General features: G+C 64.9%; 20 protein-coding genes and 5 pseudogenes. 17 read left to right on the top strand and 8 right to left on the bottom strand.

The features are described from left to right. Nucleotides 1–29: 29 nt before the first annotated feature. On the top strand, nucleotides 30–2,423 hold the full coding sequence (locus CLG96_RS14645; RefSeq protein ID WP_107968911.1) for a membrane-bound PQQ-dependent dehydrogenase, glucose/quinate/shikimate family: 2,394 nt from the start codon (nucleotides 30–32) through the stop codon (nucleotides 2,421–2,423). 30 nt (nucleotides 2,424–2,453) lie between these two features. On the opposite strand, the gene CLG96_RS14640 is transcribed toward CLG96_RS14645, so the two are convergent. Both CLG96_RS14640 and CLG96_RS14635 read right to left on the bottom strand, forming a co-directional pair. Further along, nucleotides 2,454–3,803 (bottom strand): sensor histidine kinase, encoded by a 1,350-nt coding sequence (locus CLG96_RS14640; RefSeq protein ID WP_107968909.1) that lies wholly within the window; start codon nucleotides 3,801–3,803, stop codon nucleotides 2,454–2,456. Further along, nucleotides 3,803–4,531: a response regulator gene (locus CLG96_RS14635; protein WP_107968907.1), complete on the bottom strand. Its 729-nt coding sequence runs from the start codon at nucleotides 4,529–4,531 to the stop codon at nucleotides 3,803–3,805. The genes CLG96_RS14640 and CLG96_RS14635 overlap by 1 nt, the downstream gene beginning before the upstream one ends. A gap of 163 nt (nucleotides 4,532–4,694) precedes the next feature. Between CLG96_RS14635 and CLG96_RS14630 the strand changes: the two genes are divergently transcribed. The 3 genes from CLG96_RS14630 (at nucleotide 4,695) to CLG96_RS14620 (ending at nucleotide 6,441) form a co-directional block, all read left to right on the top strand. Continuing rightward, nucleotides 4,695–5,105, top strand: a complete 411-nt coding sequence (locus CLG96_RS14630) for a hypothetical protein (protein ID WP_107968905.1) — start codon at nucleotides 4,695–4,697, stop codon at nucleotides 5,103–5,105. Nucleotides 5,106–5,207: 102 nt separating this feature from the next. Continuing rightward, nucleotides 5,208–5,630, top strand: a complete 423-nt coding sequence (locus CLG96_RS14625) for an EF-hand domain-containing protein (protein WP_243395798.1) — start codon at nucleotides 5,208–5,210, stop codon at nucleotides 5,628–5,630. 1 nt (nucleotide 5,631) lies between these two features. After that, entirely contained in the window at nucleotides 5,632–6,441 is an 810-nt protein-coding gene (locus CLG96_RS14620) for a sterol desaturase family protein (RefSeq protein WP_107968902.1), read from the top strand. Nucleotides 6,442–6,451: 10 nt separating this feature from the next. On the opposite strand, the gene CLG96_RS14615 is transcribed toward CLG96_RS14620, so the two are convergent. Beyond that, entirely contained in the window at nucleotides 6,452–7,213 is a 762-nt protein-coding gene (locus tag CLG96_RS14615; protein WP_107968900.1) for a VOC family protein, read from the bottom strand. A 456-nt stretch (nucleotides 7,214–7,669) separates the two neighbouring features. On the opposite strand from CLG96_RS14615, the gene CLG96_RS14605 reads away from it, so the two are divergent. The 9 genes and pseudogenes from CLG96_RS14605 to CLG96_RS14565 all read left to right on the top strand — a co-directional run. Next, nucleotides 7,670–8,179 carry a gluconokinase gene (locus tag CLG96_RS14605; RefSeq protein WP_107968960.1) on the top strand — a complete coding sequence of 170 codons (510 nt, stop codon included), beginning with the start codon at nucleotides 7,670–7,672 and terminating at the stop codon, nucleotides 8,177–8,179. 72 nt (nucleotides 8,180–8,251) lie between these two features. Then, on the top strand, nucleotides 8,252–9,586 hold the full coding sequence (locus CLG96_RS14600; protein ID WP_107968896.1) for a GntT/GntP/DsdX family permease: 1,335 nt from the start codon (nucleotides 8,252–8,254) through the stop codon (nucleotides 9,584–9,586). A gap of 28 nt (nucleotides 9,587–9,614) precedes the next feature. Next, nucleotides 9,615–10,292, top strand: a complete 678-nt coding sequence (locus CLG96_RS14595) for a FadR/GntR family transcriptional regulator (RefSeq protein WP_107968958.1) — start codon at nucleotides 9,615–9,617, stop codon at nucleotides 10,290–10,292. Nucleotides 10,293–10,333: 41 nt separating this feature from the next. After that, nucleotides 10,334–10,714 carry an SMU1112c/YaeR family gloxylase I-like metalloprotein gene (gene gloA2, locus CLG96_RS14590; protein WP_107968894.1) on the top strand — a complete coding sequence of 127 codons (381 nt, stop codon included), beginning with the start codon at nucleotides 10,334–10,336 and terminating at the stop codon, nucleotides 10,712–10,714. Between the two features lie 384 nt (nucleotides 10,715–11,098). Next, the gene (locus CLG96_RS14585; RefSeq protein ID WP_243395797.1) at nucleotides 11,099–11,800 is read left to right on the top strand and encodes a fatty acid desaturase family protein; all 702 of its coding nucleotides are present in this window, start codon (nucleotides 11,099–11,101) and stop codon (nucleotides 11,798–11,800) included. 220 nt (nucleotides 11,801–12,020) lie between these two features. Beyond that, nucleotides 12,021–13,013 carry a KpsF/GutQ family sugar-phosphate isomerase gene (locus tag CLG96_RS14580; protein ID WP_243395796.1) on the top strand — a complete coding sequence of 331 codons (993 nt, stop codon included), beginning with the start codon at nucleotides 12,021–12,023 and terminating at the stop codon, nucleotides 13,011–13,013. Between the two features lie 13 nt (nucleotides 13,014–13,026). After that, entirely contained in the window at nucleotides 13,027–13,863 is an 837-nt protein-coding gene (locus tag CLG96_RS14575) for a 3-deoxy-manno-octulosonate cytidylyltransferase (protein ID WP_107968888.1), read from the top strand. Between the two features lie 6 nt (nucleotides 13,864–13,869). Continuing rightward, nucleotides 13,870–14,730: a 3-deoxy-8-phosphooctulonate synthase gene (gene kdsA / locus CLG96_RS14570; RefSeq protein WP_107968956.1), complete on the top strand. Its 861-nt coding sequence runs from the start codon at nucleotides 13,870–13,872 to the stop codon at nucleotides 14,728–14,730. 157 nt (nucleotides 14,731–14,887) lie between these two features. Further along, nucleotides 14,888–15,753 (top strand): annotated as a pseudogene (locus CLG96_RS14565) (IS701 family transposase); the annotation flags it as partial. A gap of 316 nt (nucleotides 15,754–16,069) precedes the next feature. On the opposite strand, the gene CLG96_RS19005 reads toward CLG96_RS14565, so the two are convergent. Next, complete coding sequence (locus CLG96_RS19005; protein ID WP_207796711.1) at nucleotides 16,070–16,327, bottom strand: hypothetical protein; 258 nt, start codon at nucleotides 16,325–16,327, stop codon at nucleotides 16,070–16,072. A 118-nt stretch (nucleotides 16,328–16,445) separates the two neighbouring features. Here CLG96_RS19005 and CLG96_RS14555 point away from each other — a divergent pair. The 3 genes and pseudogenes from CLG96_RS14555 to CLG96_RS14545 form a co-directional block, all read left to right on the top strand. Then, nucleotides 16,446–16,862: pseudogene (locus CLG96_RS14555) on the top strand (transposase); the annotation flags it as partial. Between the two features lie 40 nt (nucleotides 16,863–16,902). After that, nucleotides 16,903–17,765 (top strand): annotated as a pseudogene (locus CLG96_RS14550) (IS5 family transposase). A 65-nt stretch (nucleotides 17,766–17,830) separates the two neighbouring features. Then, nucleotides 17,831–18,025, top strand: coding sequence for a hypothetical protein (locus CLG96_RS14545; RefSeq protein ID WP_207796710.1), 195 nt, complete (start codon nucleotides 17,831–17,833; stop codon nucleotides 18,023–18,025). 96 nt (nucleotides 18,026–18,121) lie between these two features. Here the strand turns inward: CLG96_RS14545 and CLG96_RS14540 are convergent. Further along, a pseudogene (locus CLG96_RS14540) lies at nucleotides 18,122–19,192 on the bottom strand (IS256 family transposase); the annotation flags it as partial. Nucleotides 19,193–19,254: 62 nt separating this feature from the next. On the opposite strand from CLG96_RS14540, the pseudogene CLG96_RS14535 reads away from it, so the two are divergent. Next, a pseudogene (locus CLG96_RS14535) lies at nucleotides 19,255–19,872 on the top strand (IS630 family transposase); the annotation flags it as partial. A 12-nt stretch (nucleotides 19,873–19,884) separates the two neighbouring features. Here CLG96_RS14535 and CLG96_RS18820 read toward each other — a convergent pair. From CLG96_RS18820 to rpoC, 3 genes are all read right to left on the bottom strand, one after another. Beyond that, nucleotides 19,885–20,031: a hypothetical protein gene (locus CLG96_RS18820; protein ID WP_165799663.1), complete on the bottom strand. Its 147-nt coding sequence runs from the start codon at nucleotides 20,029–20,031 to the stop codon at nucleotides 19,885–19,887. A 19-nt stretch (nucleotides 20,032–20,050) separates the two neighbouring features. Then, a complete protein-coding gene (locus CLG96_RS14530) occupies nucleotides 20,051–20,605 on the bottom strand; it encodes a CHAP domain-containing protein (protein WP_243395795.1) in 555 nt (184 codons plus the stop codon). A gap of 317 nt (nucleotides 20,606–20,922) precedes the next feature. After that, nucleotides 20,923–25,191, bottom strand: a complete 4,269-nt coding sequence (rpoC, locus tag CLG96_RS14525) for a DNA-directed RNA polymerase subunit beta' (RefSeq protein ID WP_107968884.1) — start codon at nucleotides 25,189–25,191, stop codon at nucleotides 20,923–20,925. Nucleotides 25,192–25,210: the final 19 nt, after the last annotated feature.

Below are 25,210 nucleotides of genomic sequence, written 5' to 3'. Positions count from 1 at the left end.
GACGATCCGCAATCGAGGGGCGGCTTGCCATGGCCACCGCAATATCCCAGCCCATCGCCGTCCGGGTAACGGCTGTAATCCTCCTGCTGATCGGGTTGTGGCTTGTGGCAGGCGGCATCTGGCTCGCGGCGCTCGGCGGGTCGATCTATTATCTGCTCGCGGGGCTCGGCTATGGCGTCACCGGCCTGCTGCTCTATCGGGGGCGAACGGCCGCGCTGTGGCTTTACGCCCTGCTGCTCGCCGCCACGCTTGCCTGGGCGCTGTGGGAAGTGGGGCTCGACTGGTGGGCGCTGATCCCGCGCGGCGTGATCCCCACGCTGATCGGCCTGTGGCTGCTGCTGCCCTGGGTGAGCCGGTCGCTCGATGGTGGGGTCAGCGTCCGCCATGCGCCCTTCGCGGCGTTGCTGGCGGCGGTGGCACTTGTCGCCATCGCTGCGATCGCCTCGATCGCGCGGGATCGGTTCGATATTGCCGGACGCGTGCCCGCGCCATCCGCGCCCGCCGATGCCACGGCGCTGCGGGGCGCGGCCGCCAATGATTGGCTTGCTTATGGCGGCACCGCTCTCGGTCAGCGCTATTCGACGCTGGCGGACATCAGGCCGGAAAATGCCGGGCGGCTGAAGCTCGTCTGGACCTATAATAGCGGCGATCTGCAACGCCCGACCGATCCCAGGGAGACGACGTTCGAGGTCACGCCGCTCAAGATCGGCGACACCCTCTATCTGTGCAGCCCGCACGCGCATGCGATCGCGCTCGACGCGACCACGGGGAAGGAGAAATGGCGCTTCGATCCGCGGGTTTCCGCCAGCCAGGCGAACGAGCATCTGACCTGCCGTGGCCTTTCCTATCATGACGCGGCGCCCGGCGCCGTCCGCGCCCCCGCTGCGGCCATTCCCTTCTGCAGCCGGCGCCTGTTCCTGCCGACGGTCGATGCCCGACTGATCGCGCTCGATGCCGCGACCGGTCGTCCATGCCCGGGCTTCGGCAGGAACGGGACGGTGGATCTCAGCGCGAACATGCCGAACATGCGGCCGGGCTTCTATATGGCCACATCGCCGCCGGTCGTGACCCGCAATCTCGCCATCATCGGTGGCGCGATCAACGACAATGTCAGGACGGCCAATCCCTCGGGCGTGATCCGCGCCTATGACGTGACGACCGGCCGGCTGGTGTGGAACTGGGATCCCGGCAATCCGGACGCGACCGCGCCGATTGCGGCCGGGGCCAAATATAGCGCCGGCGCGCCCAATGCCTGGTCGGTGATGAGTGCCGATGAAGCGCTCGGCCTCGTCTATGCGCCGCTCGGCAACCAGTCGCCCGATCAGTGGGGTGGCCGCCGTAGCCCTGAGGTGGACCGCTTCTCGAGCTCGATCGTCGCGCTCGACATCGCTACGGGGCGGCTGCGCTGGGTAGTCCAGACGGTGCATCATGATCTGTGGGACCGTGATGTGCCTTCGCAGCCGACTTTGGTTGATCTCACCATTGGCGGCGCGCGGGTGCCGGCGCTGATCGGCCCGACAAAGCAGGGCGATATCTTCGTTCTCGACCGTCGCACCGGCCGGCCGATCTTTCCGGTGCGCGAGGTTCCGGTGGGCGGCAGCGCGGGCGAGGGCGACAGGGCATCGCCCACCCAGCCGGTTTCGGCCTTCAGCTACATGCCCTCGCCCTTGCGCGAAGCGGATATGTGGGGTGCCACGCCCTTCGATCAGCTCGCCTGCCGCATAAGCTACCGCCGCCTGCGTTATCATGGGCCCTATACGCCGCCTTCGGTGCAGGGCTCGCTGGTCTATCCGGGCAATACGGGCGTGTTCAACTGGGGCGGGATCGCGGTCGATCCGGTGCGCCAGATCATGATCGGCACGCCCGTCCGGCTCGCCTTCGTCCAGACATTGATCCCGCGCGCGACGACCGACGCGCGCGAGGTGACGAAGGCTACAACAAGCACGATGGGCGCCGATGTGGCGGCATTTGGCGAGAATTATGGCGCGCCCTTCGCGGTCCGCCTGGTGCCCTTCCTGTCCCTGATCGGCCTGCCCTGCCAGGCGCCGCCCTGGGGTTCGATCGTCGCGGCGGACCTGCGGACGGGGCGCACGCTCTGGCGCCACCGCAACGGCACGGCGCGCGACCAGACGCCGATCGTGCCGATTCCGCTCAACCTCGGCACGCCCAGCTTGGGCGGGCCGCTGGTCACGGCAGGGGGTGTCGCCTTCTATAGCGGCACGCTCGATTATTATCTGCGCGCCTATGATGTGGCGACCGGCCGCAAGCTCTGGCAGGCGCGGCTGCCCGCGGGCGGGCAGGCGACCCCCATGACTTATCGCGCGGCGGATGGACGGCAGATGGTGGTGGTTGCGGCGGGCGGCCATGGCACGTTCGGCACCAAGCATGGCGATGCGGTCCTCGCCTTCGCGCTGGAGCCGTGAGGTCGCGGGAAGCGGGCGGTCGGGCCGGCGCTATCCTTGCTGTTGCTGGATCAGGCTGGCCGAGAAACCGGTCGGCTGCCGGTTGGCGAGCAGGAGCTGCATCCCGTTGCGCTCCGCCAGGCCGCGCACGATGGCGAGGCCCAGCCCCGCGCCGCCCTTCTGGCGATCGCGCGACGGCTCGATCCGCTCGAACGGCTCGCCCAGGCGGGAGAGCGCCTCGGGCGGCACGCCGGGGCCGTCGTCCAGCACGCTGAGCCGGATCTCGCCGGCGCGCGCCTCGGCGCAGAGCGTCACATTCATGCCGTAGCGCAGGCCGTTGTCGATCAGATTGTCGATCATCCGGCGGAAGGCGAGCGGGGCGCAGCTCATGTCGATCCCGTCGCCGGAATATCGCGGGTCGAGCGACACGGCCTCGCCCATCTCGCCACGCAGCCGGGCGATCGCGCGAAGCTCCGCTCCGAGGTCGAGCCGCTCGCGGGCGGGGGCGGGCCCCTCATGCTCCCGCGCGAAGAAGATGGTGTCGTCCAGCAATTGCGACATCTCGTCCAGATCGGCGGCGGCGCGCCTGCGCTGATCGGCATCGTCGATGAATTCGGCCCTGAGGCGCAGCCGGGTGAGGTAGGTCCGCATGTCATGCGCGATCGCCGCGAGCAGGCGGGTGCGCTCGGTCATGAGCGTGCCGATCCGCGTCTTCATCTCGTTGAAGGCGGTGGCGAGTTCGCGCATCTCGCGCGATCCCGTCACCGGCACGTCGGGCGCGTCCAGCGCCCGGCCGAACAGCCGCACCCCGCGCGATAGGCTGACGATCGGCCGAGTGGTCTGCCGTACTGCCAGCATCAGGATAATGAGGACGAGGATGCCGCCCATCGCCCCCGTCAGTGCGCGCCGGCGCAGGAATGTGCTCAGCAGCGCGGACGGGCGCCCGTCGATCACCAGCAGCCCGCCGCTGCGCAGGCCGATCGTCAGCGTGACGGGCGCCACGAAGCGGGGCCATGGCCTGTCCCCGATGATCTCCCCCAGCACCGGCCGTTCGCGCGCGAGCCGTATCGGCCGCCCGTCGAGCACCGCCTCATAGCTCGCGTGTAGCGAGGCAAGGGGAGGCGGCTCCGGCGCGGTCCCGTCGATATGCGCCGGGACCAGCCGGACGCTGAACAGCGAGCCGTTGAACGCCTCGACGAGGGTGGGGCGGCGGGCGGACGGCGTCTGCTCGATCGCTTCCGCCATCGCACGGACATGGTCGGGGAGGGGAAGATTATAGGGTCGGTTCGGATCGCCCGTCGTGGGCAGCATCATCAGCAGAACCAGCATGAGCTGCAGTGCCACGAAGCCTGCGACCAGGATCGCGATGATCCTGAGCGAAAGGTTGGACGCCACCGGCATCAGTCGCGCTCGATGATCGACGTGAGCATATAGCCGCCGCCCCGGACGGTCTTGATCAGTGCCTCGCCCGTTGGATGTTCCGCGAGCTTGCGGCGCAGCCGGCTAAGCTGGACGTCGATGCTCCGGTCATAGGGCATGGCATCGCGGCCGCGCGTCCAGTCGAGAAGCTGATCGCGATTGAGCACGCGCTGTGGATGGGTGACGAAGCTCAGCAGCAGATCATATTCGCCGCCGGTCAGGTCGACGGGCATGCCGTCCGGATCGGTGAGGTTGCGGCTGCCGGCGTCGAGCGACCAGCCGTCGAAGCGATAGCGTTCCGGGCGCATCGTGGCCTGCACCCGGTTGGCGCCGCGCGTCCGCCGCAATATGGCCCGCACCCGTGCGATCAGCTCGCGCGGATTGAAGGGCTTGGGCAGATAATCGTCCGCGCCGATCTCCAGCCCGACGATCCGGTCGACATCGTCGCTCTTGGCGGTGACCATCAGCACCGGGATCTCGCCCGTCGCCCGGAGCCTGCGGCAGAGCGAAAGCCCGTCCTCGCCCGGCAGCATTACGTCGAGAATGGCGAGATCGATCCGCTGGCGCTCGCACAGCCGATCAAAATCCGCGGCGGTGCGGCATCCGGCGGCGGCGAAGCCTTCGCGTATCAGAAGCCGTGTCAGGAGCGCGCGGATTTCCGGATCATCCTCGACGACGGCGATGAAGCTGCTGCTACTGCTGCTGGTCATGATGCGCGCTTGTGCCACCGTGGCGGCACCATGGGGAGAGGCGGATGGCCCCGGTTACACTCCGTTACATATCGTTTCGAAGCTGCAGCAAGCCACTTACGCCACGCCGCCATTGGGGATCGGGACGGCCCGACCGTCCGATCAGTGAAGGAGCGTACCCCCAATGTTCAAGCCCATCGTCCCCCTGGTGGCCGGCATCACCCTCTCCGCCCTGGCCGTCGCAAGCGGCGCCGAAGCCCGCCAGTTCAACCGTTCGGCAAGCGTCAGCGGGGCCGACGGACACGGCTATTCCCGATCCCGCCAGGCTTCGCGCCAGTCCGGGAATGTCTCGGCCAGCCGGAACCTCCAGACCAATGACGGCCGTGGCATCAACAGCAGCCGCACGCGGACTTATGCCGATGGCAACTATTCGGCCGGCGCCACCCACAGGCTCAATGACGGACGCAGCTTCGGTCGCTCGCTGGATGTCAATCGCAACGAGGATGGCTCGACGAGCTACACGGGCAGCCGCACCGGGCTGGATGGCGAGACCCACACTATCTCCGGCACGCTCGATCGCGACGCCGGCAAATAACGCTTTCCCTCCCGGTCGCGTCCCACCCCCCGTGATGTGACCGGCGCCGGCCGCTCTTGTCCCCCGCGGGGGCGGCCGGCTATTTTCAGAGGAGTTTGGTCCGTGAAGATTACAGCCCCGCTCGCCGCTATTGCCGCGGCGTTGCTTTGTGCTCCCGCTTATGCCCAGGCCGGCCGCGATCCCGCCGCCCTGCTGGAACAGGCCGATGCCGATGGAAACGGCAAGGTCAGCCGCGCCGAATTCATCGCGGCGCGCAATGCCGAGTTCGGCCGGCTCGATCGCAATGGCGATGGCACCGTTTCCGATGGCGATTTCCCCGCGCTCGCGCGGTTCCGGCCCGAGGCGGCGAAGAAGATGATGGCACGGCTTTCCGTCGCCGATACCAATGGCGACGGCAAGACGACGCGCGCCGAGTTCGCCGCAGCACCCGCGCCGATCTTCGATCGGGCGGATGGCGACAGGGACGGTTTCGTCACCAGGGCCGAAATCAACGCCCTCAAAGCCTCGCTGAGCGCGGTGAACTGAGATGGAACAGCTCGCCCGTTCGCCCATCTTCCTGACCGTGGTCACGATCACGGTGCTTGCCGAGATCGTCTGGCGGCTGCGCACGGGAAGGGGCTATGATCACGCTACTGCGCTCACCTCGCTCGGCCTTGCCGCCGGCAATATTGTCATGGCGGCGCTCAAGGGCTCGATTCTGGGCGGCATTTACGCGGCCATCTGGTCGATCGCGCCGGTGCATCTGCCGATGGACGACTGGCGCGTCTGGGCGGCGGGCTTTCTCGCGGTCGAATTCGCTTATTACGGGTTCCACCGCGCGAGTCATCGGGTCCGTTGGCTCTGGGCCAGCCATGCGGTGCATCACTCGGCCGAGCAACTTACCGTGCTCGCCGCGCTCCGCCTCAGCTGGGCCAATTTCTTTTCGCTCGGCTGGATCTTCTATGTGCCGCTGATCCTGATCGGCTTCGATCCGCGCATGGTGGCGACGCTGCTCGCCGCCAATCTTCACTTCCAATTCTTCCTGCATAGCGAGGCCGTGGGCAGGCTCGGCCCCATCGAGTGGATCTTCAACACGCCCGCGCATCACCGTGCCCACCATGCCTCGAACGAGGCGCTGATCGACAAAAATTATGGCGGCGTGCTGATAATCTTCGACCGGCTGTTCGGGACGTTGGCGCCCGAGACGGACGAGCCGATCCGCTATGGCCTGGCGCACCGGCCGGCGGAGCTCAATCCGGTCAGGCTGGTGCTGCGCGAATGGCGGCTGATGTTCACCGACATGGGACGCCAGCACTCGATCAGGGCGGCGCTGAAGGTCGCGCTCAGCCCACCCTGATCGCGCCCGATCAGCCGCGCTTGCCCACCAGCGCGAACATGGCGCCCTGCGGATCGATGCTCTGGACGATCCAGTCGCCGCCCGGCACCTGCATCGGGCCGTTGAGGATCTGGCCGCCGCCGGCCTTCACCCGTTCGATGGCCGCATCGATATCCCCGATATTGACATAGAAGAGCCAAGCGGGCGCCGGCACCGTGGGGGGCTTGTTGAACATGCCGCCGATCGGCTGTCCGCCGGCGCTGAAGAGCTGGTAGATGCCCATCTCGCCCATATCGATCCCCTCGGCCTTCTGCCAGCCGAACAGCTCGGAATAGAAGGCGAAGGCCTTTTCCCAATCGACGGCGGCCAGCTCGTGCCAGCCGACACGGGCAGGCGCCCCCGGCGCGGCGGGCTGGTCCCTTTCCGGATGGAGCGAGGTGAACAGCGCGAGCACGGCGCCCTGCGGATCGGCGACGATCGAGAAGCGGCCGACATCCGCTATGTCGGTCGGCGGGACATGTACCGAGCCGCCGAGCCGCTTCACCTGCTCGACGGTGCCATCCACATCGTCGACCGCGACATAGCCGGTCCAGCCCGGGCGCGCATTCGGTTCGGGCAGGTCCATCAGCCCGGCCACCGGCGTCCCGTCGATATTGAACATGGTGTAGACCATGCCGGGCATTTGCGTGTCCTCGGCGCCCCAGCCCATCACGTCGCCATAGAAGCGTTTCGACGCCTCCCTGTCGGGCGATATGAGCTCGTACCAGACGAAGCGGCCATGAATGTCAGACATCTTCCCTATCTCCGATCGGATCTCTGTTTATCTGATGTGCCGTGGCCGCCGGGATATCGGCATCATGCCGGGCAATGATCGTGGCGGCCGGGCATCGCGTGGCGACGGCTCGATGGGCCGGACATGCGATCGATCCTCCGATTCCGGCCGCACCGATACGGCGGCGCATCCTCCCATATTTGGCCGCGCCGGACAAATGGCGTGTCGGCTCCGGTGAAACCCGGCGGGAGGTCGGGCCGGCAGGTTCGGCCTTTTCCAATATCTGTCTGACAGCATCCGATGCTGGCCAGGAAGGACGATGCTGTGCCGCTCGCCGCGGCTGCTTTACAGATCACCACAAATAGGCAATGCTTGTGAATAGATGAACCCGGAACCCGTGGCGCAGGCCGAGCGGAGATCCGGGCCAGAACAAAATTGGTCGGACAGAAGTCCGCGAATGAGAGGGAGGGATGGGGCATGATTATCGTCGCCATGGGACCGTCCGGCTCGGGCAAGACGACGGTGGGGCGTGCGGTCGCCGAATCCCTCGGATGGAATTTCCTCGAAGGCGACGAATTCCACCCGCCCGAGAATGTCGCCAAAATGTCCGCGGGCATTCCCCTGACCGATGCGGATCGCATTCCCTGGCTCGAGGCGATCGGCGTGCAGATCGGCAATTGGATCCGGTCCGGCAGTTCCGGCGTCATCACCTGTTCGGCGCTCAAGCGTGCCTATCGCGAGCAGTTGCGGAGGAGCGATCCCGATCTGCTGTTCGCCTTTCTCGATGTGCCGCCTGCGGTGGTGCAAGCGCGGGTGGCGTCGCGGACGGGCCATTTCATGCCCGCCTCCCTTGTCAGCAGCCAATATGCGACGCTCGAAAGGCCCGGCCCGGACGAGAATGTCATTCCCCTCGACGCATCCGACACCGTCGAAAACAATGTCGCGGTGATCCGCCGGGCACTTTCTGCGCGCATGCCGATCCCATGATGCCGCCGCCGGAATGAAGGCGGTGCAAGCAAGACCATAAGATCATCATAAGGAGAGGGTTTCTTGCAGAATATGAGCGACCTGCTGCTGATCGGCTCCGCCTTTCTGTGCGTCGCGATCGCGGTGCTGCTGATCGTCCGCTTCCGGATCCATCCCTTCATCGGCCTGCTGTGCGCGGCCTTCCTGCTGGCCATCATGCGCGGGCTGGGCGTGGAGGGTGCCGTGGGCTCGGTCGAAAAGGGATTCGGCAACATCCTCGGCGGTGCGGGGCTGGTCGTGGCGTTGGGCCTCACCTTGGGGGCGATGATGCAAGTGTCCGGCGCGGCGTCGGTCATCGCCACCGCCACGGTGGGCGCGGTGCGCGAACGCTATCGGCCGTGGAGCTGCCTCGGCGCCGCGATGCTGCTCGGTCTTCCCCTCTTCTTCGAAACCGGCGTCGTGCTGCTCCTGCCGATCATCGCGGCGGTTGCGGCGCAGAGCAGTCAGGGCGCGCATGATGCGCGGCAGAGCCATTTGCCGCTGATGCTGCCGGCGCTGTCCGGCCTGTCCGTGCTGCACGCGCTGCTGCCGCCGCATCCCGGGCCGATGATCGCGGTCGATCAGCTTCAGGCCAATGTCGGGATGACGATGCTCTATGGCCTGCTGGTCGGCATTCCGACCGCGATCGTCGCCGGGCCATTGTTCAGCCGCTATGCCGAGCGCTGGGTTCGGTCCGATCCGATCTTCGAGGATGGCGCTCCGCCGGCGCATCGCGTTCCGCTCGGCATTTCGCTGCTGATTGTGCTGCTGCCGGTGATCCTGATCGCGGCCAAGGCGTTCAACACACTGTTCGTCCTGCCGGCCGGCCCCGCCGCCACGATCGATTTTCTGGGGACGCCGGTGGTGGCGCTGCTGGTCGCGAACCTGCTCGCGCTCCTCCTCTTCTTCGCGCCGCCTGCGCGACGGACCGACGCGCAGGCGCTGTGGAGTGCGGCGATGGTGCCGGCGGGATCGATCCTGCTCAGCATCGGCGCGGGCGGCGCGCTCAAGCAGGTGCTGGTGGATGCCGGCCTTGCCGAGACCCTGTCCCGCATCGCGCGAGACGGCGGCATCTCTCCTATCATCATGGGCTGGACGATCGCGGTGCTGATCCGGCTCGCCACCGGCTCCGCCACGGTCGCGACGATCACTGCCTCGGGCGTCATGTCCACCGTGGCGCTCCAGGGCGGCGTGGCGGTCGAATGGGTCGTGCTCGCGATCGGCGCGGGATCGGTCTTCTTCTCGCACGTCAACGATCCGGGCTTCTGGCTGGTCAAGGGCTATTTGCGGACTTCGACGCTCGACACGTTCAAGAGTTGGTCCGTGCTGGAAACCTTGATTTCGGTGGTCGGCTTCGTGCTTATCCTGGTCGCCAGCCGGATCATCTAGGATCCGGGCAGGGGACATGCCCGTGTCGATGCCGACGGACAATCTGGCGAACAGGATCTATGCGTCGATTCTCCAGCTGATCGTCGAGCGCGACCTGCGCGAGGGAAGCCGCCTCCCGTCCGAATTGCGGATGGCCGAATTGTTCGGCGTGTCGCGCACCGTGATCCGCGAGGCGCTCGTCCGTCTCGCGGCCGACGAGATCGTCATCTCGCGGCGCGGGGCCGGATCCTATGTGAAGCGCCGCCCGGCGGAGCATCTCTCGGCCTATCTGCCCGATGCGAAACTGTCCGAACATCTGGGCACCTATGAGGTCCGCTTCGTGCTGGAGGCGGAAGCGGCCCGGCTGGCGGCGATCCGCCGGTCCGACCGGGATCTCGCCACGATCGAGGCCGCCATGGCCGCGCTTGGCGCCGCGCTCCTATCCGATCAGCCCGCGCATGACGAGGATTGGGCGCTCCATCGCGCGATCATGATCGCCACGCAGACGCCGGCCTTCCTGCTCGTCTTCGATCGCATGGCGGAGGAGATCGGCCTCATCATGAAGGCCGGCGTCCTCATCAGCCGGGCGCGGTCGGCCTCCGATGTCGAGGCGATGATGACCGAGCATGAGCATATCGTCGAGGCGATCCGCTGGCGCGATGCGGAGGGCGCGGCGCTTGCCATGCGCTGGCATCTCACCCAGGGGCGAAAGCGCCTTATGCGCTGATGTCGCTTCAATCGTCTTTCGGCTTCCGATAGGGAGGTTCAATGTTCGATACGCTTCACCATGTCGCGATCATCTGTTCGGATTATGCCCGCTCCAGACGTTTCTATACCGAGATTCTGGGCCTGCCCCTGATCCGTGAAGTCTATCGGGAGGAGCGGGATAGCTGGAAATGCGACCTGGCCGTGGGCGCGGCGCAGATCGAGCTTTTCTCCTTCCCCACGCCGCCAGCGCGGGTTTCGCGTCCCGAGGCGTGCGGCCTGCGCCATCTCGCCTTCAAGGTCGATGATCTCGCCGCCGCCGTGCGCCGGCTGGAGGATCATGGCGTGGAGGTCGAGCCCATCCGGACGGATCCCTATACCGAGAAGCTGTTCACCTTCTTCGCGGATCCGGACGGTCTGCCGCTGGAGCTTTATCAGAGCTAGGCTTCGGTCCGGCATGTGATGGCGGGGCCGCATATCGGCGCGTCCGGAGATGTGTTTCCCTGATCTCTGGCCGCTATCAGCCGATCAAATGCTCAAATTCCTTGCGGCAGTCTGCAGCCCGGCAGCCTTTATCCAAGTCTCGTCTCCGAATTCGAACCGGAATCGAGCCATGATGCCGATCAATAAGCCGTAGCCGGCCATTATCACCAAGCTTCTCGGCCGATCTTGGGATATTCGAGAACGGGTTGCAGCTTGAATTATATGCTGTCGTCCCGTACGAAGCGACCCAGTTGCTTACTGGTCCAGTCCGAATGATGAATCCCGAGATAATGGCCTGTCATCGCGACCTGTCCATGTCGTCTGGCCCCGATGAGGCTGGGACTCATGTGGACTAGGGCCGCTTTCCGTCTATTTCTGGCATCGCTTGCGCTCAACCTATTCTGGCTGATGGCGCCGCTCGATTGGCGCGTGGTGCCGGCGATGGTGGCGGGCTGGTATCTGGCCGATCTGATGTCCGGCATTGTCCACATGTATATGGATTATCGCCCGTGCCGGGCCGGCGTGGGGCTGGATGTCCTTTATTTCTACGAGGGCTCGCGCGAATCCGAGGAATTCCTTCGTCTCCGCGACGAGACGATGCGGCGGATCGGGCCGTTCGAACGGCTCGTCTTCGAATTCAAGAATCACCATCCGCGCCCGCATGCGCTGGGTCGGCGAACGCTGCTCCGCCAGATCGGATCGACGGTGATTGTCGCCTCGCTGCCTTTCTCGCTCCTGCTCAACATGGCCAACCTGCTCTGGCCGGTGCCGGCCTGGGCGACCGCGGGCGCGGTGACTTTCCTCCTGGGCGGGACCTTCGCGCAATATTTTCACGGCTCGCTTCATTGCGAGCGGGTGCCGGGCTTCATCACGCTCCTGCGCAAGGCGGGGCTGCTGATGACGCCGGCTGCCCACCAGCTTCACCATGATAGCCTGCAGCGTGATTTCGCGACCAATAATGGCTGGTCGAACCCGTTGCTCAACGCGGTCTTTCGCGCGCTGCGCCGCCGCGGCATGCTGGGCGATGCCGGGCTGGAGCCGTCCTGACCGACTTTGCCTGCAGCAGGCAACCCGATAGGCTGGTGCCGAGTTAATCGGCAGATTCGCGCGTTTACTGGCGTTCACCAAATATTAACGGCGGCGCTAGCGGTTACGCTGGCTGGATTTCGTCCGCCTAAAGATCATGCTTAATTTACTTGCCTGTCGTGTTAGATGGACTAAAGCGGAATATCCGCCAGTGAGTATAGGGTACAGTATGCATAGCGATGTGGTGCCGCTTGTTCGCAAGGCTCCGTTGGAGGCCGACAGCACCCTCGACTATGCGCGCAGCGTCATCCGGGCAGAGGCCTCCGCGCTCAGCCAGCTTGCCATGGCGGTGGATGAGAATTTCGTCGACGCCGTCGATCGGATCCTGGCGATCCGGGGGCGGGTCGTTGTCACGGGCATGGGCAAGTCCGGCCATGTCGGCCGCAAGATCGCGGCAACGCTTGCCGCCACCGGTACGCCCGCCATCTTCGTCCATCCCGCCGAGGCAGCGCATGGCGATCTCGGAATGCTGGTACGTGGCGATCTTCTGCTCGTACTGTCAAATTCCGGACGCACTGCCGAGCTGCAGGCGATCGTCGCGCATGCGCAGCGCCTGCGGGTCGAGATTGTGGCGATCGCATCGCGCGGCGATTCCGCGCTGATGCGTCAGGCGGACGTGCAGCTCCTGCTGCCGGCGGTTCGCGAGGCGTGCCCGGCGAATATCGCCCCGACGACGTCGACGGTACTGATGATGGCGCTGGGAGATGCGCTGGCGATCGCGGCGATGCGCGTTCGCGGCTATAGCTCCGCCGGGCTCAAAATATTGCATCCGGGCGGGCAGATCGGGGCGCGGCTGCGCGCGGTGGCGACGCTGATGCATATGGGGGAGAGCATGCCGCTCGTCTCCAGCGGGGATCCGATGCGCGAGGTGATCGTCACGATGACCGGCAAGAGCTTCGGGATTGCGGGCGTCGTCGATGATGGAGGCCGGCTGGTCGGCGTCATCACCGACGGCGATCTGCGTCGGCATGCGGATAGCCTGATGGAGGGCGTGGCGGCCGACGTCATGACGCAGCATCCGGTGACGATCGATGCTTCGGCGACTGCCGAAGAGGCGGTGGCGCTCATGAAGGAGCATCGGATCACGAGCCTGTTCGTGGGCACGCAGGAATCGCATGGCCGGCCTGTCGGTATCGTCCATGTCCATGATTTCCTGCGCCTGGGCATCGCCTGATTAAGCCGCCACGATGACCATTGCTTCGACGGCGGCCCGGGCCGATCGGTCCCGCGTCGCGATCATCATCCCCGCGCGCTTTGCCTCGCAACGCTATCCCGGCAAGCCGCTCGCCCTGCTGCGCGGCGCGGGCGGCCGGGCAAAGCCGCTGATCGAACGGAGCTGGGAAGCGGCCAGCTTGGTTTCCGGGATCGCGAAGGTCCTCGTCGCCACCGATGATGATCGTATCCGCGTGGCGGCCGAAGGATTTGGTGCGGCGGTGGCGATGACGTCGTCCGCCTGCCGCAACGGCACCGAGCGATGCGCCGAGGCGCTGGCTGCCTTGCCCGATCATGTGGATGTGATCGTGAACCTGCAGGGCGATGCGCCGCTCACGCCGCCCGGCTTCGTCGAGGCGTTGGCGGCCTATCTCGCGGATCATCCGGAGGCCGAGGTGGTGACACCGGTGGTCCGCTGCACGCCGGCGCTGCATGCGCGCCTGCTCGCCGATCAGGCGGCCGGCCGCGTGGGCGGCACCACCGCTGTTCTCGATCGCTATGGCCGGGCGCTTTACTTCTCGAAGCGCGTCCTGCCGCACGTGCCCGCCGAGCGCGTGGGCGAGGTCGGGCTTCCCATCTTCTTCCATGTCGGCGTCTATGCCTATCGGCGTGCTGCGCTCGAGCGTTATGCGGCGCTGCCGCCCTCACCGTTGGAATTGCTCGAAGGTCTTGAGCAGCTCCGTTTCCTGGAGGGCGGGATATCTGTCGCGACGGTCGAGCTTGCGCCGCCTGACGCCGATATCTGGGAACTCAACAATCCTTCGGATATCACGCAAGTGGAAGCCGGCCTGCGCGCCGCGGGGATCGATTGAGCCATGATGAAATTATGCGGCAGGCCGGTCGGCAATGACCGGCGTCTTTTTCTCATTGCGGGGCCATGCGTCATCGAATCGGAAGCGATGATCCTGGCGACCGCCGAGACGCTGCGCGGCATAGCGGAGCGGCTGGACGTCCAGCTGATCTTCAAAAGCTCGTTCGACAAGGCCAATCGCAGCTCGGGCGCGGCGTTCCGCGGTCTGGGGATGGATAAGGGGCTGCGCATCCTGGCGAAGGTCCGCGAGGAGACGGGCCTGCCGGTGATTACCGACGTGCATTCGGTGGATCAGGTGGCGCCTGTCGCCGAGGTTGTCGACATGCTCCAGACGCCGGCCTTCCTCGCGCGCCAGACCGATCTGATCGAGGCGGTTGCGGCGAGCGGGCGCCCGGTCAACATCAAGAAGGGTCAGTTCATGGCGCCGCACGACATGGCCAATGTCGTGGCCAAGGCGCGCGCAGCGGCGGCGCATGCCGGCGTGGACGAGGATTGCGTGCTGCTGTGCGAGCGCGGCGCCTCCTTCGGATATAATAATCTCGTCTCGGACATGCGCAGCCTGGCGATCATGGCGGAGACCGGATGCCCGGTCGTGTTCGACGCGACCCATTCGGTGCAGCTTCCGGGCGGCCTCGGCACGGCTTCAGGTGGACAGCGCGAATATGTCCCCCTGCTCGCGCGCGCGGCGGTCGCCGCAGGCGTGGCGGGCGTCTTCATGGAAACCCATCCGGATCCGGCCAATGCCAAATCCGACGGTCCCAACGCCTGGCCGCTCGATCAGTTCGAGGCGCTGGCCGAAATCCTGCTCAGGATAGATGACTGCGTGAAGGAGCAGCGGCTGACCGGATCGATAAGGACTGCCGCTTGATGTGGGACCGCATCCATCAATTCGATGCGGATAGTGCGCCTGCTGATTTATCACTACTTTGGCGGATTGATGATTTGAGGATTTCCTTGGCGGAGTTTCAGTGATTAGCTTTGCTGGACTGCGTCTCATAGGGAGCCAGCTTTTGTAGGGGCTGGCGATGGAAACGGATTGGACCGAGGATCTCGGGCGCTGGCTTGAGCCATTTTTGAGCGGACTTGGGCACAAGGCACGGCGCCGGATGTGCCCCACCTATATGGCAGGATTGATCGGCCCCGGAGATCGCAAGAGCATTCAGCCGATTGCGGCCAGGGCCGAGGCGATAAGCTATGGCTGCACCATTTCATCGGTGTCGGGCTGTGGGACAGTGCACCGCTGGAAGCGGCGCTTTGGCGGCCTGCGGATGCTCTGGTCGGCGGTGAGGAGGCTTGGCTGATCATTGATGGTGAGCCGCACGCCTATGATCCGGGGGATCATAGGACCGGCGAACGCTGCCGAAGAAGGGCCGCAGCTCGGTTGGCGTTGCTCCCCAATATGCATCGACGGTGGGCAAGAAGGCCAACTGCCAGACGATGGTTTCCGTGACGCTTGTGGGCGGCGAAGTGCCAGTCCTGCTGAGCTTGCGGTTTTTCCTGCTCGACAGTTGGACGAGTGATGAGGCACGCATGATCAAGGCGGGGGTGCCGGCAGAGCATCAGCAGCGCAGGACCAAGCCGGAAATCGCTATCGAGGAGATCGACCGGACAGCGCCGCCGGAGCACGCTTTGGTTGCGTGCTTGCCGATGCCGGCTATGGATTGTCCGCGTCATTCCGTCAGGCTCTGAGCGCGCGGGCTTTGCTGGACTGTCGGGATCCCCAAGCACCAGAAGGTCTACCCTGCCGCTGTGGCCCTGATCTTTCCGGTTGCCGGTCGCGGGCGACCGTGCCTGCGCGAACACCGCTCCAGCGGAGAACGAAAATACTCTCTTTCTCCAACCTTCCGGCCGACATGCCGATCAAGAACTGGCCGGCGCTATCAAGGCGCGCTGAGTCTGCGAGCAGGCGCACCAACAGCTCAAGGAAGAACTCGGCCTCGAGAACGATCTTAGGCAGGAACGCCCTGTAGGCGTTCGAAGTCTGCTCGTAGCGCGGGCCGGCCCGTCCGCCTCGATCCGCTTGAAGCGCCTCTGCCGGACGAGAAAGCCGATCGCCTCCAGAATGTGCAGCACCCTAGCGACCATCGCCCGCCCCAGGCTGGTCGCTTCAGTCAGGTGATCGTAGCTGGGAAACACGCGCCCCTTGTTCAGGCGGGAGAGAGTCAGGATTTCCTTGAAGGCGCGCACGCTCGTGCTCGTGAGAGTGGTCAGGAGGCGCTCTGTGGGGTGAGGACGCGCCCGTCGCGCCGCGTTTCGCTGCGGAGCTGACGGCCCGCGTCGAGAATGCAGCGCGCTGCGCGCAGCAGGCGACCCGTTTCGCCTTTGGCAGGCGGAACGAAGAAAACATGCTCGAAGGTTCCGGCCTCGACGCTGTCGCGCAGCACGTGGGCACCGGTCGGATGCGACGCGCCGGACTTCGTCTTGCGCCGCGGCGTCCTTGTCCTGGCCAGCTGTCGGATATTCACAGCAATCTCTGCGCGGCGGAAGGGCTAACGGTTCGTGCTTTCGAATAGGAATTGCGTAAGCGTTGGTCCTGCACCGTCAGCGGGAAGGCTGCCGGTCTTCACGCGACCCAAAATGGCTCTAGCCGAGGATCTGGCGGCCATCGACAAGGAGATCGCCGCGGACGCGCTCGATGATGCCTCTGTTGCTCGCTTGCTCACCATCACCGGCGTCAATCTCACCGTGGCGGCCGGGATCGTCGCGGCGATTGGCGACATCGGCCGCTTCTCCTCGCCCCAGAAGCTGGTGAGCTATTTCGGCCTCAATCCACGCGTTCGGCAGTCGGGCCCTGGCCCTGCTCATCACGGCCGGATCAGCAAGATCGGGCGCAGCCATGCTCGCGCCATGCTGGTCGAAGCAGCCTGGGCGGCCGCCAAAGCCCCTGGTCCGCTTCACGCCTTCTTTGTCCGGATCCGGGCAAAGCGTGGTCATCAGGTTGCGGCCGTCGCACTTGCGCGCAAGCTGGCGGTTCTTTGCTGGCACCTGCTGACTAGAGGCTGTTATGGACTTGTGAGTCTGAATGGATTCAAAGGCTTGGATGGAGAACCGTCGCAAGCCTTATCCGTCTGACGTATCCGATGAGGAATGGTCGCTGGTTGTGCCGTATCTGACGCTGCAGCGTGAAGATGCAGGGCAACGGGAACACAGCCTTCGTGAAGTGTTCAACGGGCTGCGCTATATCGTGAAGACCGGCGCGCCGTGGCGGTGGATGCCGAACGACCTGCCGCCCTGGGCGGCGGTCTACCAGCAGACGCAGCGCTGGATGGCGGCGGGATGCTTCGAGGCGCTGATCGACGACCTGAGGGCAGTACTGCGCCTGGCGGCGGGGCGCGCGGCTGAACCGAGCGCAGCGATCATCGATAGCCGGACATTGCGTTCCACGCCGGAAAGCGGTGAGCGTGCCGGTTACGACGGCGCCAAGCGCAAGAAGGGCTCCAAGCTGCATATCGCGGTCGACACGCTCGGCCATCTGCTCGCCCTTCATGTCACACCCGCCAGCGCCGAGGATCGCGGTCAGGTCGAGCAACTTGCCAGAACAATTCAGGCCGTCACAGACGAGAGCGTCGAAATCGCCTGGGTCGATCAGGGCTATACCGGCGAACGTGCCCGCCAGGCCGCCGACAAGCACGGCATCGACCTCAAGGTCGTCAAATTACCCGAGACAAAGCGCGGCTTCGTCCTGCTGCCACGGCGCTGGGCGGAGCCGGCCAAGAAGGTTCCGCGTGCAAAGCACGTGGAAAGCCGGCGGAGGGGGGCGAACGATCCTTCGCTTGGGCCACACGCTTCCGCAGGCTGGTCAAGGATTACGAAAGGTATGCCCAAACTCTCGCTGGCCTGCACCTCGTCGCCTTCGCAACACTCATGACCCAACAAGTCGCTGCTCTTGGCGGAGGTTCATAACAGCCTCTAGGCAGGCAGATTATCGCTGGGCCTGGCCGGCGCTGGTCGCAACCAAGCGGCGCGCGATGGAGCTGAAGTCCGGCATGCCGCAGAAGAAGGGAAATCAGCCTGGTCCTGCACATGTCTACAATAAAAAGTCACTGCGCAACCAGGAGATGGAAATCGCCCGACAGGCCGAGCGGGCTTATGAGCACTTCGTCACCCAGTGGGAGACATGGCCCAGGCAAGTGCGCGGACGCTCCAGATCGGCAGGACTATGATAAGGCGGCCTGACGGAACTTGCAGCCGGTGTTCCGCTCTTCGCCTCGGAGTCGCCCGCGCCCAAAACCCATAGCACATTTTGCGCGGGCGCTCTTGTCCATCTCATCTGTGGTGTAGATGATCCGGCGGATCGCCTCACTGAACGCGAAGAATGGGATGACCTGATCCCAATGGCGGCGCCAGCTTTGGGCGATGGCGGGATATTTCTTGCCCCAGTGGCTCTCCTCGAAAGCGTTCAGTGCCACCATGCCGGCCTCAGGTGTTTCCGCCCGATAGATGGCGCGCAGGCTCTGCGCGATCAGCTTGCGGTCTTTCCAGGAGGCGAAGCTCATCGAGTTACGGATCAGATGAACCACGCAGGTTTGGACCACCGTCTGCGGAAACACGGCATTGATGGCGTCGGGAAGCCCTCCGCCTGCCTTCCAGCGATGCTGCGCATCGCCGGAACCTTCCTGGCAGGCTCCGCCCTTGAGGCCGTCGACGACGGCGATCAGGATATCGGCCACGCCGCGGTTCTCGAGTTCGTTCATGACCCGCAGCCAGAATTTCGCGTCCTCGATTTGCTCGATCCAGATGTCGAGAATCTCCTTGGCACCGTCGGGAAGGATGCCGAGCGCGATGGAGGCCGCCTGGTTGCGAACGAACCCTTCGTCGCGGATTTTCAGCCAGATCGCGTCAAAAAACACCAGGGGATAGCTGGCGTCCAGCGGCCGACCCTGCCATTCCGACACGGTCTCGAGGACAGCGTCCGTGATCGTCGAAATGAGGTCCGGCGACACGTCGATGCCATACAGTTCCTCAAGATGCCCCCGGATCTCGCGCACCGTCATGCCGCGCGCGTACATCGAAATGATTTTCGCATCGAAATCGGGAAAGCGGCGCTGATATTTGGCGATCAGCTTCGGATCGAAGGTGCCCGCCCGGTCTCGCGACACCGCCAGCGTCACCTTCGACGTCCCGGTCACCATCGTCTTCTTCGAGCTGCCGTTCCGACGGTTGATGGCGCCTTCGGCGCTATCGTTTTCCAGATGATCGTCGAGTTCCACTGACAGAATGCGCTCCGACAGCGCCTTCTTCAGCTCGTCGAGCAGGCTGTCCTTGGCGAACAGGTCCTGCGGATCCCGGCCAGCCAGAAGCTGGTCCAGCACGTCCTTGTCGATAGCCATAACGATGGTTCTTTCCATTCCATCTTATGGCCCCGCGCACAAAATTCCGGACAGTCCCGAGGGGATCCGGTTCAAAAAAAACGCTGCTGCGATCCGAGCAAGACAGGCGCGACGTGGCGCGCAGGCGCGCGAGCTGGAAGCGCTATCAGGGCAGGATCGCCGCTGAGCGGCTCGTCTTCATCGACGAGACCTGGACCAAAACCAACATGGTTCGCACCCATGGCTGGGGACCCAAGGGACAGCGGGTGCGGGGCCGAGCGCCGCATGGTCATTGGAAAACCATGACCTTCCTCGCGGCGCTGCGCTCCGATCGGATCGACGCGCCGTGCCTGCTCGACGGCCCGATCAACGGCAGGAGTTTCACCGCCTACGTCGAGCAGTTCCTCGTCCCAACGCTCAAGCCCGGCGACGTTGTCATCATGGACAATCTTGGCAGCCACAAGGGGAAGGCCGTGCGCCGCGCTATCCGTTCCACCGGCGCCAGGCTGGTCTTCCTCCCACCCTACAGCCCGGACCTGAACCCAATCGAGCAGGTGTTCGCCAAACTCAAGACGCTGCTCCGCAAGGCAGGCGAACGCTCCTTCGATGCCGTCTGCGACCGCATCGGCGAACTCCTCCACCGCTTCCCGCCCGATGAATGCGCCAACTATCTCCGCAACAGCGGCTATGCAGCCACTTAAGTGAAAAACGCTCTAGGAACCGTCCTTTTCCCGTAGGCGCACAGCATCGTCCGCTTCCTCGGGCGGCGTTTCGCGCGGCAGGTTGCGCAGCCGGCGGAGCGCCGCATACATTGGAAGCAGCAGCAGCGCGAGGAGGAAGAGGGCGTAGAGGCCCTTCATCGCGGGACCTGACGGACGGTCAGGACTGAGCGGGGGCGAGCGCCGGTTCCACGTCGGGCTTGAGGAGCAGCGGCGCATCCTTCTCGGCAGCCTTTTCAACCGCGGAGGCGGCCTTGGCGGCGCCATCATAGATGAAGCCATAAACGGGGAAGGAATGGGTGCCGATCGCCTTGATCGGATCGTACCAGACGCGGACCTTGCTCCAGTCGCCCTTTTCGGAGGCGTCGACGACGGTCACATCCCGTTCGATCTGGCCGCGCGTGCCGTTGATGACCGACCAGTTGGCATGGGTGACCTTGATCATGCGATCGGAGATGATCTTGCTGACCACCGCGACATGGCCCGAGCGCATCGAGCCGATCGACTTGAAGACGAGGACCGCGCCGGCCTTGGGCGCCGAACCCTGCGCATAACGGCCGATGGCTTGGTTCCACCAGCTATAGGCGGCGCCGAAAAGCTGGATGCCGGAGAACATGCGGGCGAAGGGGGCGCATTGCCAATAGGTGCCGCTCGTCTTGGTGGCGGCTGTGGCAGGCGTGAAGGCGATCGTGGCAAGCATGATCGAGACCAGCATGGCTCTGGCGCATTTCAGCATATTGTCGCGATCCCCGCCCCCGGTGATGTTGCTGCAGCGTAACGGGAAGGGTGTCGCAGGAGAATGCGCGCGAGCCCATTCCTGCGACGGACTGGTCTCGTCGTGCGGCCGTCCGTGGAGCGATCCTGATATTTTCATGGGGAAAATTCGGGGCGCTCATGCGCGTCGGGGTGGTTTGCGTGGCGTTCAAATGATTTCGCCATCCCTGCGCAGGGGCGACATGGAGCAAAAAAGAACGCCGCCGCACCGGGGTGCGACGGCGTTCCTGTTCAGCCTGGGGCGGTCAGCCCCGATGCTCAGCCGTTGAGATAATCGCCGGCATCCGCATCCGAACCATGGCTCTCGCCCGTGACTTCGCCCAGCGGATCGCTGCCGAGATCGGCCTCGACCGGTGCGCGGAGCTCCGCGGCATGCTCCTCGGCCGCGGTCTGCGGCGCGATGAGCGAGGCCTGCCACGACTTCTGCTGCGCACGCAGCGCCGCGTCGCGGCTGGAGGCCGTCACGCGCAGGCGGTTCACGCCGGCGCCGGTGCCCGCCGGAATGAGCCGGCCGACGATGACATTCTCCTTGAGGCCGTTGAGGCTGTCGATCTTGCCCTGCACCGAAGCTTCGGTGAGCACACGGGTCGTCTCCTGGAAGGAGGCGGCCGAGATGAAGCTGCGGGTCTGGAGCGAGGCCTTGGTGATGCCGAGGAGGATCGGCTTGCCCTGCGCGGGCTCGCGATTCTCCGCGATCAGCTTGCCATTGGCCTCATCCATCTCCTCGCGGTCGATCTGCTCGCCGGGCAGGAAGGTGCTGTCGCCGGCATGGGTGATCTCGACCTTCTGCAGCATCTGACGAACGATCGTCTCGATATGCTTGTCGTTGATCTTCACGCCCTGCAGTCGATAGACTTCCTGGATTTCCGACACGAGATATTCCGCGAGCGGCTCGATGCCGAGCACTTCGAGAATATCGTGCGGATCCGGGCTGCCGCCGATCAGATTGTCGCCGCGCTTGACATAGTCGCCTTCCTGGACGTCGATCACCTTCGACTTCGGCACCAGATATTCGATCGGCTCCGAGCCATCGTCCGGACGGATCAGGATCTTGCGCTTGGCCTTATAGTCCTTGCCGAATTCGACACGGCCCGAGACCTTGGCGATGATCGCATTCTCCTTCGGCTTGCGCGCCTCGAACAGTTCGGCGACGCGCGGCAGACCGCCCGTGATGTCGCGCGTCTTGGCGGATTCGCGGGACACGCGGGCGAGCACCTCGCCGGCATGAACCGTCTGGCCGTCCTCGACCGAGAGCACCGCGCCGGGCGCCAGCATGTAGCGCGCGGCCTCGCCCGAATTCTCGTCCAGCAGCGTCAGGCGAGGACGCAGATCCTCCTTGCGGCTGGTGGCGCGATATTCGGTGACGATCTTCTGGGCGATGCCGGTGGCCTCGTCCGTCTGCTCGCTCAGCGTCACATTGTCGATCAGATCCTGATATTTCACCGTGCCGCCGGTCTCGGTGATGACCGGCATGGTGAAGGGATCCCATTCGGCGATGCGATCGCCCTTCGACACGACATGGCCGTCGTCGAACAGGATGTGCGCGCCATAGGGCAGGCGATGCGTCGCCCGCTCGCGGCCTTCCATGTCGACGATCGCGATCTCGGCGTTGCGCGACAGCGAAATACGGCGGCCGCGCGGATCGACGATGATCCGGAGGTCGCGATATTCGAGCGTGCCATCGGCCACCGCCTCGAGGTTCGACTGCTCGTTGAGCTGCGCCGCGCCGCCGATGTGGAAGGTCCGCATGGTGAGCTGCGTGCCCGGCTCGCCGATCGACTGCGCCGCGATGACGCCGACCGCCTCGCCGATATTGACCGGCGTGCCGCGGGCGAGATCGCGCCCGTAGCAGGTGGCGCAGACGCCGCCGCGGCTTTCGCAGACCAGCGGCGAGCGGATCTGGACCGACTGGACGCCGATCGCCTCGATCTTCGCGATCGCGGCTTCGTCGAGCAGCGTGCCCTGCGGGATGGCGATCTCGTTCGTCTTGGAATCGACGATGTCTTCCGCGGTGGTGCGGCCGAGGATGCGTTCGCCGAGCGAGGCGATGGTGGCGCCGCCCTGGACGATCGCCTTCATCTCCAGCGAGCGTTCGGTGCCGCAATCCACCTCGACGATGACGCAATCCTGCGACACGTCGACGAGACGACGGGTGAGATAGCCCGAGTTCGCCGTCTTCAACGCCGTGTCCGCGAGACCCTTGCGGGCGCCGTGGGTGGAGTTGAAATATTCAAGGACGGTGAGGCCTTCCTTGAAGTTGGAGATGATCGGCGTCTCGATGATCTCGCCCGACGGCTTGGCCATCAGGCCGCGCATGCCGGCAAGCTGCTTGATCTGCGCGGCCGAACCACGGGCACCCGAATGCGCCATCATGTAGATGGCGTTGATCGGCTTCTCGCGGCCATCCTCGCCGCGCTTCACGGCCTGGATTTCCTTCATCATCTCGGCCGCGACGCGATCGCCGCAGCGCGACCAGGCGTCGATCACCTTGTTATACTTCTCCTGCTGCGTGATCAGGCCGTCCTGATATTGCTGCTCGAAGTCCTTCACGAGGGCGCGGGTCTCCTCGACCAGCGGCTCCTTCGCCTCGGGGATCACCATATCGTCCTTGCCGAACGAGATGCCGGCCTGGAAGGCGTGGCGGAAGCCCAGCGCCATGATCGCGTCGGCGAACAGCACCGTCTCCTTCTGGCCGGTGTGGCGATAGACGATGTCGATGACGTCGCCGATCTCCTTCTTGGTCAGCAGGCGGTTGACCGTTTCGAACGGCACCTTGTGGCTCTTCGGGAGCGTCTCGCCGAGCAGCATGCGGCCCGGCGTCGTCTCGAAGCGCTTCATATAGCTGTTGCCGTCCTCGTCCGTCTGCGGGACACGGCTGATGATCTTGGTGTGGAGCGTCACCGCCTTGGCGTAGAGCGCCTGATGCACCTCGGTCATGTTGGCGAGCAGCATGCCTTCGCCCGGCTCGCCCTGCTTCTCCATCGAGAGATAGTAGAGGCCGAGGACCATGTCCTGCGACGGCACGATGATCGGCTTGCCGTTCGCGGGCGAGAGGATGTTGTTGGTCGACATCATCAGCACGCGCGCCTCGAGCTGGGCTTCCAGCGAGAGGGGGACGTGGACCGCCATCTGGTCGCCGTCGAAGTCGGCGTTGAAGGCCGAGCAGACCAGCGGATGGAGCTGGATCGCCTTGCCCTCGATCAGCACCGGCTCGAACGCCTGGATGCCGAGGCGGTGGAGCGTCGGCGCGCGGTTCAGCAGCACCGGATGCTCGCGGATCACCTCGTCAAGAATGTCCCAGACTTCCTTGCGCTCCTTCTCGACCCACTTCTTGGCCTGCTTCAGGGTCATGGACAGACCCTTGGCGTCGAGGCGGGCATAGATGAACGGCTTGAACAGCTCGAGCGCCATCTTCTTCGGCAGGCCGCACTGGTGGAGCTTGAGCTCCGGACCCGTCACGATCACCGAACGGCCCGAATAGTCGACGCGCTTGCCGAGCAGATTCTGACGGAAACGGCCCTGCTTGCCCTTCAGCATGTCGCTGAGCGACTTCAAGGGGCGCTTGTTGGCGCCGGTGATGACGCGGCCGCGGCGGCCATTGTCGAACAGCGCGTCGACCGCCTCCTGCAGCATGCGCTTCTCGTTGCGGACGATGATGTCCGGCGCGCGCAGCTCCATCAGCCGCTTCAGACGATTGTTGCGGTTGATGACGCGGCGATACAGGTCGTTGAGGTCCGACGTCGCGAAACGGCCGCCATCGAGCGGAACGAGCGGGCGCAGTTCCGGCGGGATGACCGGGATCACCTCGAGGATCATCCATTCCGGACGGTTGCCGGATTCGAGGAAGCTCTCGACGACCTTGAGGCGCTTGATGATCTTCTTGGGCTTCAGCTCCGACTTGGTCTCGGCCAGCTCCTTGAGAAGCTCCTCCTTCTCGCCCTCGAGATCGAGGCTTTCAAGCATGATGCGGACTGCTTCCGCGCCGATGCCGGCGGAGAAGGCATCCTCGCCATATTCGTCCTGCGCCTCGAGCAGCTCATCCTCGGTGAGGAGCTGATATTTTTCGAGCGCGGTCAGGCCCGGCTCGATGACGATATAGGCTTCGAAATAGAGGACGCGCTCGAGCTGCTTCAACTGCATGTCGAGCAGCAGGCCGATGCGGCTGGGCAGCGACTTCAGGAACCAGATGTGCGCGACCGGAGCGGCAAGCTCGATATGGCCCATCCGCTCGCGGCGGACCTTCGAGACGGTGACCTCGACGCCGCACTTTTCGCAGACGATGCCCTTATACTTCATCCGCTTATATTTGCCGCACAGGCACTCATAGTCCTTGATCGGACCGAAGATGCGCGCGCAGAACAGGCCGTCACGCTCGGGCTTGAACGTGCGATAGTTGATCGTCTCGGGCTTCTTGATCTCGCCGAACGACCAGGAGCGGATGCGCTCGGGCGAGGCGATGCCGATCCGGATCTGATCGAAGGTCTCCGGCTTGGCGACCGGATTGGCGAAGTTGGTCAGTTCGTTCATTTCTCTTCCTTCCGAAGAA

The sequence above is a fragment of the Sphingomonas oleivorans genome, from assembly GCF_003050615.1.
Classification (GTDB): Bacteria; Pseudomonadota; Alphaproteobacteria; order Sphingomonadales; family Sphingomonadaceae; genus Sphingomonas_H; species Sphingomonas_H oleivorans.
Note: the sequence above shows the minus strand (reverse complement) of the source record. Positions and strands in the feature narration are given on the sequence as shown.

Coding starts and splice junctions, on each gene's coding strand:
- CLG96_RS18820 (WP_165799663.1), bottom strand. CDS start 20,031: ATGAAGGGCCTCTACGCCCTCTTCCTCCTCGCGCTGCTGCTGCTTCCA.
- CLG96_RS14575 (WP_107968888.1), top strand. CDS start 13,027: ATGACCATTGCTTCGACGGCGGCCCGGGCCGATCGGTCCCGCGTCGCG.
- gloA2 (WP_107968894.1), top strand. CDS start 10,334: ATGTTCGATACGCTTCACCATGTCGCGATCATCTGTTCGGATTATGCC.
- kdsA (WP_107968956.1), top strand. CDS start 13,870: ATGAAATTATGCGGCAGGCCGGTCGGCAATGACCGGCGTCTTTTTCTC.
- CLG96_RS14615 (WP_107968900.1), bottom strand. CDS start 7,213: ATGTCTGACATTCATGGCCGCTTCGTCTGGTACGAGCTCATATCGCCC.
- CLG96_RS14585 (WP_243395797.1), top strand. CDS start 11,099: ATGTGGACTAGGGCCGCTTTCCGTCTATTTCTGGCATCGCTTGCGCTC.
- CLG96_RS14595 (WP_107968958.1), top strand. CDS start 9,615: ATGCCGACGGACAATCTGGCGAACAGGATCTATGCGTCGATTCTCCAG.
- CLG96_RS14640 (WP_107968909.1), bottom strand. CDS start 3,803: ATGCCGGTGGCGTCCAACCTTTCGCTCAGGATCATCGCGATCCTGGTC.
- CLG96_RS14635 (WP_107968907.1), bottom strand. CDS start 4,531: ATGACCAGCAGCAGTAGCAGCAGCTTCATCGCCGTCGTCGAGGATGAT.
- CLG96_RS14645 (WP_107968911.1), top strand. CDS start 30: ATGGCCACCGCAATATCCCAGCCCATCGCCGTCCGGGTAACGGCTGTA.
- CLG96_RS14600 (WP_107968896.1), top strand. CDS start 8,252: ATGAGCGACCTGCTGCTGATCGGCTCCGCCTTTCTGTGCGTCGCGATC.
- CLG96_RS14545 (WP_207796710.1), top strand. CDS start 17,831: ATGGAGCTGAAGTCCGGCATGCCGCAGAAGAAGGGAAATCAGCCTGGT.
- CLG96_RS14620 (WP_107968902.1), top strand. CDS start 5,632: ATGGAACAGCTCGCCCGTTCGCCCATCTTCCTGACCGTGGTCACGATC.
- CLG96_RS14630 (WP_107968905.1), top strand. CDS start 4,695: ATGTTCAAGCCCATCGTCCCCCTGGTGGCCGGCATCACCCTCTCCGCC.
- rpoC (WP_107968884.1), bottom strand. CDS start 25,191: ATGAACGAACTGACCAACTTCGCCAATCCGGTCGCCAAGCCGGAGACC.
- CLG96_RS14605 (WP_107968960.1), top strand. CDS start 7,670: ATGATTATCGTCGCCATGGGACCGTCCGGCTCGGGCAAGACGACGGTG.
- CLG96_RS14530 (WP_243395795.1), bottom strand. CDS start 20,605: ATGCTGGTCTCGATCATGCTTGCCACGATCGCCTTCACGCCTGCCACA.